A 1,919-nucleotide genomic window follows, 5' to 3' on the forward strand; every position below is an offset into this window, starting at 1 on the left:
GCACCCGGCAAGGGCATTACTATTACAGGCGCCCCCTTCGGTATTACCGGTAACGATTGCGTTGTCCGCTTTATGCGAGTGCGTCGCGGGTTTGCCGCCACCACTGAGGAACAGAACCGCGGTCTTGACGGCATGGGAATTACTGGCGCAAACCATAGCATTATTGACCATTCCTCCATCAGCTGGACTACCGACGAAGCGTTCAGCAGCCGTGGGGCAAAGAACATCACGCTGCAGCGCACCCTCATTTCCGAAGCGCTGAATATTGCTGGCCATCCCAATTATCCTGCAGGAACGGCCCACGGGTACGCCGCTACCATCGGGGGCGACGTCGGCAGTTTCCATCACAACCTGCTGGCTCATAATGATGGCCGCAACTGGAGCATGGGCGGCGGCCTGGATGCTGCAGGAAATTACGCCGGCAAGCTGGACATTTTCAACAATGTGGTTTACAACTGGGTGGACCGCGTGACCGATGGCGGCGCTCACAATGTGAACTTCGTCGGCAATTACTATAAGGAAGGTGCGGCCACCACATTGCACGGCTACACACTCCGCGCCCAGCTGGAAGGTACCGGCGGCGGAACCCAGGAATACTACTACCATAACAATGTGCTGCAGGCGGCGAACGGCTCCTTCACCTGCGATGGCACCAACGACAACTGCGGTCGCGAATACCAGAAGTACGATAAGCAAGTGCTGAACTGGACTGTTTTCGTCAACAAGCCTTACTTTGATTCCTACGCCACCATCCAGAGCGCAAAGGCAGCCTACAAGGATGTTCTAAGCGATGTGGGCCTGAACCGCACCGTCATTGACGATCACGATGCCCGCATGATTAACGAAGTCAAGACCGGCACTTACAAGTACACCGGTTCCGTCGGCAAGAAGCCCGGCATTCCCGACCGCGAAAGCGATGTGGGCGGCTTGGAAGACTATCCTAGCGTAAGCATGGCAAATGATTTTGACTCCGATGCAGACGGCCTTCCGGACTGGTGGGAAAATATGTACGGTCTGAATGCAACTTCGGCAAAGGGAGACTTCAGCGACGCCAACAAGGATCGTCTCGGCGACGGCTGGACGGAACTGGAACGCTACCTGGAATGGCTTGCCCGCGCCAACTTCACCTTCGAAAAAGGCGAAACCCAGACCATCGATCTTTCGCAGTACACCAAGGGCTATGACAGCGGAACCTATAGCATTTCCAATGTACCGTCTGGCGTAACCGCAACGGTAAGCGGCTCCAAGATGACAGTGAAACTGAACGACACTTTTGCAGGCGTTGGCTACATTACCTTTACCCTGAAAGACAATGCCGGCGATACCTATTCCCGCAAGATCGGCGTTACCCAGAAACTGGCTGCAGTATCCGCACAGGATCCGGAACCCGGCGTAGCCACCATTGCTAAGTGTGGCGCAGGAAGTTCCAAGCAAACTGTAGAAAAAGGTGCCGCCATTGTCGACTTTTGCTACACCTGGGAAAATGCGAAAACCGTTGAAGTGACTGGACTTCCCGAAGGATTACTTGTTGACACAGACAACATAAACAAGAAAGTTTCGATTAGCGGCACAGTAAATGACGAGCCTGGTGAGTACGCATTCTTAGTCACTTCTATTGGTGGCGTAGGAGAAGCCTATGTCAAGAGTGGAATCATTACCGTGGTAGGAGAAGAACCCGATGAGGATGGCGATATCACATCCGTTGCCGCATTGAACCAAAAAATATTCCATGTCGCCATCCAGAACAACATCGTCCATCTTTACGGATTGCCCCGCAATGTTTCTATCAGCGTGACAGATTTGAGCGGCAAACACCTAATGACTTCCAAGTCCATCGTTTCCGTAAACGGCTCCGCCATTGTGAACCTGAATGACTATAGCAGAGGTTCCTACCTGGTGAACATCCGCGGCCTTTCCAA

1 protein-coding gene is annotated in these 1,919 nt (G+C 53.4%); it reads left to right on the forward strand.

Annotated features, from left to right (window positions below; all coding sequences use genetic code 11):
• Positions 1 to 1,919 (forward strand): T9SS type A sorting domain-containing protein (locus MJZ26_15015; GenBank protein MCQ2107087.1); only part of this gene is annotated, 1,919 nt, incomplete at both ends.

The sequence above is a fragment of the Fibrobacter sp. genome, from assembly GCA_024398965.1.
Lineage (GTDB): Bacteria > Fibrobacterota > Fibrobacteria > Fibrobacterales > Fibrobacteraceae > Fibrobacter.